The 7,167-nt window shown below is 62.6% G+C and carries 7 protein-coding genes; 5 read left to right on the forward strand and 2 right to left on the reverse strand.

What is annotated here, in order from left to right; genetic code table 11:
- Positions 1-3: 3 nt before the first annotated feature.
- From ENZ75_RS15110 to ENZ75_RS15125, 4 genes are all read left to right on the forward strand, one after another.
- A complete protein-coding gene (locus tag ENZ75_RS15110) occupies positions 4-483 on the forward strand; it encodes a (2Fe-2S)-binding protein (protein ID WP_013530702.1) in 480 nt (159 codons plus the stop codon).
- Positions 480-1,463, forward strand: coding sequence for a xanthine dehydrogenase family protein subunit M (locus ENZ75_RS15115; protein WP_063168587.1), 984 nt, complete (start codon positions 480-482; stop codon positions 1,461-1,463). The genes ENZ75_RS15110 and ENZ75_RS15115 overlap by 4 nt, the downstream gene beginning before the upstream one ends.
- Positions 1,460-3,757: a xanthine dehydrogenase family protein molybdopterin-binding subunit gene (locus ENZ75_RS15120; protein ID WP_063168588.1), complete on the forward strand. Its 2,298-nt coding sequence runs from the start codon at positions 1,460-1,462 to the stop codon at positions 3,755-3,757. The genes ENZ75_RS15115 and ENZ75_RS15120 overlap by 4 nt, the downstream gene beginning before the upstream one ends.
- A 123-nt stretch (positions 3,758-3,880) precedes the next feature.
- Positions 3,881-4,216: a hypothetical protein gene (locus ENZ75_RS15125; RefSeq protein WP_127224178.1), complete on the forward strand. Its 336-nt coding sequence runs from the start codon at positions 3,881-3,883 to the stop codon at positions 4,214-4,216.
- 70 nt (positions 4,217-4,286) lie between these two features.
- Here ENZ75_RS15125 and ENZ75_RS15130 read toward each other — a convergent pair whose 3' ends face one another.
- Positions 4,287-5,348 carry a 2-oxoglutarate and iron-dependent oxygenase domain-containing protein gene (locus ENZ75_RS15130; protein WP_063168589.1) on the reverse strand — a complete coding sequence of 354 codons (1,062 nt, stop codon included), beginning with the start codon at positions 5,346-5,348 and terminating at the stop codon, positions 4,287-4,289.
- Positions 5,345-6,304 (reverse strand): LysR family transcriptional regulator, encoded by a 960-nt coding sequence (locus tag ENZ75_RS15135; protein ID WP_013530698.1) that lies wholly within the window; start codon positions 6,302-6,304, stop codon positions 5,345-5,347. The genes ENZ75_RS15130 and ENZ75_RS15135 overlap by 4 nt, the downstream gene beginning before the upstream one ends.
- A 59-nt stretch (positions 6,305-6,363) precedes the next feature.
- On the opposite strand from ENZ75_RS15135, the gene ENZ75_RS15140 reads away from it, so the two are divergent.
- Positions 6,364-7,167, forward strand: an 804-nt coding sequence (locus ENZ75_RS15140) for a BMP family ABC transporter substrate-binding protein (protein WP_164887830.1), incomplete at its 3' end; no start/stop codon positions are given.

Here is a 7,167-nt window from a genome sequence, read left to right on the forward strand (position 1 = left end):
CCCATGACCAAAACAACGATCCCAGTTCATCTCGACATCAACGGCCGTGATCACGATCTGCAACTCGAGCCGCGCGTCACGCTGCTCGATGCCTTGCGCGATCGCCTCGGCCTGACCGGAACCAAGAAGGGCTGCGACCACGGCCAGTGCGGCGCCTGCACCGTGCATATCGACGGCGAGCGCGTGCTGGCCTGCCTGACGCTGGCCGCACAAGTCGAGGGCCGCACCGTCACCACCATAGAGGGGCTTGCACGGGAGGGCGAAATGCATCCCGTGCAGGCTGCCTTCCTCGAACAGGACGCCTTCCAGTGCGGCTATTGTACGCCGGGCCAGATCATGTCGGCGGTCGCCTGCATCCGCGAAGGCCATGCCGGCTCCGACGAAGAAATCCGCGAGTATATGGCCGGCAACCTCTGCCGCTGCGGCGCCTATCCGCACATCGTCGCCGCTGTCCGCCAGGCAGCATTGGAGGCCGCATCATGAGGGATTTTTCGTATGTGCGCGCCAATTCGCTCGATGCGGCACGCCAGGCGGCCGCCCTGCCCGGCGCCATGCTCTTGGCCGGCGGCACCACGCTGATCGACCTCGCCAAATGCGGCGTCGCCGAGCCCGAGACGCTGGTCGACATCACCCATCTCAAGGGGTTGGGCAGGATCGAGGTGAACGAGCGCGGCGTCACCATCGGCGCACTGGCCAGGATGAGCCATGTCGCCGACCATGCCGACATCAAGAGTAGCTTCCCCGCCATTTCCGAAGCCCTGTGGCAGGCGGCTTCCGCGCAGATCCGCAACATGGCGACCATCGGCGGCAATCTGATGCAGCGCACGCGCTGCCCTTATTTCCGCGATCCCGCGAATTTCCCAGCCTGCAACAAGCGTGAGCCCGGCTCTGGCTGTTCGGCGATCGGCGGCGTTACCCGTGGCCATGCGGTGCTTGGCATCAGCGACGCGTGCATCGCCATGTATCCGGGCGACCTCGCCGTGGCGCTGGTCGCCTTCGATGCGATCGTGCATCTGGGCGAGCGCCACATCCCGGTCGACGACTTTTTCCTGCTGCCCGGCACCACGCCGGATCGGGAACACGCGATCGAACCGGGCGAGATGATCACCGCGATCGAGATCCCCGGCTCGGCCCCTGCCCGGCGTTCGACTTATCTCAAGATCCGCGACCGGCAATCCTATGAGTTTGCCGCCGCGAGCGCGGCGGTCGGCATTGAGTTCGAACCTGACGGCCGAACGATCCGCGATTTGCGCGTCGCGCTTGGCGGCGTCGCGACCAAGCCGTGGCGTGCGCGGGCCGTGGAAAACGCGCTGAAGGGCAAGGTGCTGGAGCCGGACACTGTGCGCGCCGCCAGCCTGCTCGCCGTCGAAGGCTCTGTCGACCATGGCGCCAACCACTACAAGGTCGAACTGGCGCCGCGCGTCGTCGCCCGCGCCATCCGCAAATTGGGAGAGACGGCATGACCGTTCACAACATCAGGCATGGGGATGCGTCCGACGGCGCTTTTGCCGAAGCCGTCGGCGGCCGGCTGTCGCGCATCGACGGCCCGGCCAAGATCACCGGTGCGGCGAAATACGCCGTCGAGCAGCAGCTCGAAGGCCTCGCCTACGCCGTCCTGGTCGAGAGCACGATTGCATCGGGCAAGGTGCGCGCGATCGACACCACTGCCGCCGAGGTGGCGCCCGGCGTGCTGCAGGTGCTGACGCCGGACACCATCATCAGCCTGAGGACCGCGGCGGACTGGTTCGGCACGCCGCCGCCCGACAAGCCGTATTGCCCGCTCGCGCGCGACATCACCTTTTCGGGTCAGCATGTCGCCGCCGTGGTCGCCGAGACCTTCGAGCGGGCGGTCGCGGCGGCGGCACTGGTCAAGGTCAGCTATGAGGAAACGCCTGCCATCGTCGACCTCAGCGACGCCAAAGCCGGCGATGGCATCGCGATCGATGCCATGACCAAGGAATGGGGCGACGCGCAAGGTGCGTTCGCCTCGGCGCCGGTCCGCATCTGCGCCGCCTACAACACGCCGCGCGAGTACCAGGCGCCGATGGAGCCGCATGGCCTGATCGCCCGCTGGGAGGGCGACCACCTCACCGTGTGGGAGCCGAGCCAATGGCTGGACGGCATGGCGCGCACCTATGCCGAATGGTTCGGTGTGCCGTTCGAGAACGTGCGGCTGGTGTCGCCCTATATTGGCGGCGGCTTCGGCTCCAAGGCGCTGGCGCTCAGCCATGGCGCGGTGGCCGCCTGTGCGGCCAAAATGCTCGGCCGGCCGGTGCGGCTGGTGATGACCCGGCCGCAGACTTTTACCGGCTATGGCGGCCGCGCGGCGACGCGCCAGACGGTGACGATCGGCGCCGACGTGCAGGGAAAGATCCAGTCGATCGTGCATCGCGGCGTCAATGAAACATCCATCGACGGCATGTGGGTCGAGCCGCTCGGATCGGTCACCTCGATCATGTACACAACGCCGAATTTCTCCTCGAAGCAGAATGTCGTACGGGTCAATTCGGTGGTGCCGGGCGCCATGCGCGCGCCGGGCGAAAACCCCTCAGCCTTCGGCATCGAAAGCGCCATCGACGAGCTTGCCTACGAGGTCGGCATCGATCCGCTGGAGATCCGGCTCCGAAACTATGCCGAGCAGGATCCACATGCCAAAAAAGCCTGGTCGACCAGGCAGTTGCGCGAGGCTTTTGCTGCAGGCGCCGAACGCTTCGGCTGGTCCAGGCGCACACCCGAACCGCGCTCGATGCGCGACGGCAACCAGTTGATCGGCTGGGGCGTCGCCGCCGGCACCTATCCGGTGCGACGCGCCTATGGCGAGGCGCTCGTGCGCATCCTGGCCGATGGTTCGGTCGAGGTCGAAAGCTCCTCGATCGACATGGGCCAGGGCACCTACACCATCCTGGCGCAGACCGCCGCCGAAACGCTCGGCGTGCGAGCTGACGACGTGGTGGTGAAGCTCGGTGACTCCCGCTTTCCGCGCGCCGGCGTCACCGGCGGTTCGCGGCTGGCCGGCGTGATGACGGGTGCGGTCTACAAGGCGGCAACCTCGGCCCTCGACCAGTTGGTGGGCCTCGCCATCAGCGATCCACGCTCGCCCTTCCACGCGCTGCAGGCCAACACGCTGGTCGTCGCCAATGGCCGTATCGCTTCGCCGCGCGGCGACGGCCCCGATGTCTCCGTCGCCGAACTGCTCAAGTGCGTCGGCCGCGACCACATCGAAGCCACCGGCGACACCATGCCGGCCAATTCGACGCCAGATGATCGCTACAAGAACTACACCACCATCGCCATGTCGGTGCCGCACACCGAGGGCGACTATTCCCGCCACTCCTGGTGCGCGCATTTCATCGAAGTGCGCGTCGACGAGGATTTCGGCACGGTGCGTGTATCGCGTGTGGTGTCGGCGCTGGATTCGGGCCGGCTCTACAACCCGAAACTTGCCGAAAGCCAATGGAAGGGCGGCATCATCATGGGCATCGGCCAGGCGCTATTGGAAGAAGGCATCGTCGACCGCCGCCACGGCCGCATCGTCAATGACAACCTCGCCGACTACCTCGTGCCGACCAATGCCGACATCCCCGACATCGAGGTGATCTCGGTCGGCATCCCCGACCTGCATTCCTCGGTGCTCGGCGGCAAGGGCGTTGGCGAACTGGCCATTGTCGGCGTGGCGCCGGCGATTGCCAACGCGGTATTCCATGCGACGGGAAAGAGGATCAGGGATCTGCCGATCACGCTGGAGAAGCTGATTTAAGGGCGGTGGCCGATCTACCCCTTGAGGGTCCCCTTGTGGGGAGGCCAGGCCGCAGCTTCGGGCGGTGGTGCTCCCTCCACACTTTCACCTTCAGCACTCGCGCAACCATCAAGGGGTAAGACCATGAGCGACATCCATTTTGGCACCGGCAAAATGCCCCCTGAAAACATTACCCCCCTCAGCATCGCCGACTGGCTGTGCCTTGCCGCGGCCATAGCCGAAACCGAGGCCCGCCACGCGATCCGAAAACCGCTGACCCGGACGACGAGCCGTGACTTCCTTATGCAGGTTTTCTGCTCCGTTGCTGCTCAAAGCCCAAATCGGCAAGACCGCGCTCCACCAAGCCCTCAAAGCCGAAAAATTAGCCACATCCACCGTCAAACCGAAATGGGTTCTTCTGGTGACGCCATGGCTAACCAGTTAACCCGACGCTACCCATCGAGGGTGCTATCATATTGATCTCGGTCAACGGACGGCGGGTATGCGACGCGCGGCCACAGGAGCGGCCGCGCATGACAGGATTATCCGCTTAAGCCGCGGTTTCGGCGCCGGCCTCGCTTTGCGCGGCATAGTGCGCAAATGTCGCCTTGAAGCGGCCGTTGACGTATTCGCCCGACGTGATCGGAGGGTACTTCGCAGGATGATCCTCATCAATGCAACTGGGAAGCACCTCGATCACGGCATCATAGTTTGGACCGAAGAAGAACGGGATCGAATAGCGTTCTTTGCCGGAACGATTCACCGCGCGGTGGACGGTCGAGGCGAAAAGGTCATTGGTCCAACGCGCCATCTGATCTCCCACATTGACGACGAAGCAGCCGGGGACGGGATCGGCCGCAATCCACTCGCCAGTTGCATTCAGTACCTGCAAGGCTGAAATACCATCCTTCTGGGCCAGGATCGTGAAGCACTCATAGTCCGAATGCGCCCCAATTCCGATCTGGCGGTCATCGATCTCGCCAAACTGCGGTGGATAGTGGAGCACCCGCAAAGTTGCGAGCGGCTTGCCGACCAGCAGGTCGAAATATGTCTCCTCCAACCCAAGAGCCAGAGCAAAGGCATGGAGCAGGTGGCCACTCAGCGTCAGCATCTCGGCATGGTAGGCTTCCAGTGCCGTTCGGAATTCCGGCCTGCCCGCTGGCCACTGGTTGGGACCGTAGAGTACTTTGCCGGCCTTCACGTCCGGATCGTCGGCTGGCACATCCAGCGCAATATCATACGATTCGTGCAGGTCTCCGCGCGCGGTCGGATCCGTATTCTCTTCCAATATTGCCGCATAACCGCGATTATTCTTTGAATTGGAAACGTGATTCTCCATCTTCACGTCGTCGGATTCGGCGAAATACACCTCCGCCACCCCAAACGCGGCATCGATGACCTCCTTCGGAACGTGATGGTTCTTGATATAGAGGAAGCCGACTTCCGTGCAGGCCTTGCGCAGTTCCTGGGCGAGCTTTCGCTTGGCCGCCTCGTTGCCTGCGAACATGGGCTCGAGATCGATGATCGGGATCTTGTCGAAGCTGACACGCTGCGGGTCGAGCCCTCCCCCTTTCATTGCACGCGCGCCATTACCGGTTTCAAGGACCTTCATTTTTCTGTTCCCTTTTCTTGCTGGCTTGCATCGAAGATTGTTTCGACGTAGTAGCGCGGCCCCGTGAAAACGAAGCCGGGCGAGAAGTAGCGGCCGCAGACATCCATGAACGCGGTCATCTTACGCGATGGGGCGTGCGGGCGCGATATGCGGATGCTGACCCGCTTTTCCGCGGACTCCCATGTGTCGAGCAACGGAATGAGGTGGCCGCGTTCACACTCGATCGTGGTGAAGAAGTGCGGTAGATAGGCAATGCCCTCGCCCGCAACGGCGAAGTACTTGATAGTCCAGTATTCGTTGGCGATCAGGTTGCTGCGCGGCAAGATACTTTCCTGCGCGGTACCTTTCTGTAGCCGCCAGTGCTGCAGGCCCGCCGAGGTGCGATAGACAATGCCCTGGTGTTCCGCCAAATCGGCGGGTTTTCGTGGCATCCCGGCACGCTCGACATAACTCTTGCTGGCAAAGAGTGCGAATTTTGCGGTGGAGAGCGTTTCGCCGACTTCGATACCTTCGTCCCATGAAATCACGGCGTCGAGCATATCGAGGCTCTCTGGCGCGTAGAGAACGTGCGGCGAAAAGAAGGTGAGTTCGATTTCCACCTTGGGGTAGAGCTTTCTGAACGCCATGAGCATCTGCGTGTAGTAGGCCGTGCCGAACTCCCCCGTGGCGCCGATCCGCAAGGTTCCGGTCACGTCGTCGCTCAGTTCCGTCACGGCGGCCCGCGCCGTATCGCAGCTTTGCAGGATCTGCCGCGCGTGCCCGAGCAGGGTTTGCCCTGCTTCCGTGAGCAACAGGACACGGCCGGAGCGCTCGAACAGAGCGACCTTCAGATCGTCTTCAAGCTGCTTGAGCCGGAGACTGAGCGTGGATTTGGGCAGGCCGTACAACTTCGCCGCGGCCGACAATGACCGCAGTTCCGCGATTTTTACAAATGATGCCAGAGCATCGGTGTTCATTTGATCGTTCACATTTCTGCACAAAGTGCCCAAAAAATGAGCATGATTATTTTTGTTGCATGAACGAACGTAATCGGCTGTTATGCACTGCACAAGAGCCAATTCGCTTTTGCCAAATCAAAAAAGACGCTCCGGCGGCAATCGTCACCGTGCAGGGAAGCTGCATGGGCGCGGCGTGCTTCCGGCTGAGAAAATCAAAGAAAAACAAGGGGAACCACGAAATGAAAGAGCGCAACACGAAGCCGTCCGACTCAGTTCGCCTGTTCGCGGCGGCGGCCACGGTTTTCGTATTCTGTGCTACGTCCGGCGCTTATGCCTTTACTCTGGAAGGGGCGCCCAAGGTCGCGTTCATCTACGCAAGTTCAGCGCAAGACGGCGGATGGAACGAAGCCCTCGAGGCCGGCCGCAAGGCCTTGGAGGAACAGCTACAGGTGCCCGTCTCGGTGACGGAGAACATACCGGAAGAGGCCACTAAGCTGCGCGCGGCGATCGATCTCTACGTCAAGCGCGGCTTCAACATCATAATCGGCACCACCTATGGCTACAGCGCCCCAATGGCCGAAGCGGCCAAAGCCTATCCGAATGTGGCGTTTCTCAGTGCTTCGGGCACGGAGAATGGGGCCAACATGGAAAGCTTCTATGCCCGCACTTACCAGGGTTGGTACCTTGCAGGCATCGCGGCAGGACAGGCGACGAAGACGAAGAAGATCGGCATCCTCGCCGGCTTTCCGGTCGGCGTGGTGAACTGGGATATCAACAGTTTTGCACTCGGGGCCCGTTCGGTCGATCCTACGATCGAAACGGTCGCGGTCTTCGCCAACTCCTGGTGGGACCCGGTGAAGGAAGGGCAGATCGCCCAGGCC

Source organism: Mesorhizobium sp. M7A.F.Ca.CA.002.04.1.1, assembly GCF_004022805.1.
GTDB classification, from domain to species: Bacteria; Pseudomonadota; Alphaproteobacteria; order Rhizobiales; family Rhizobiaceae; genus Mesorhizobium; species Mesorhizobium ciceri.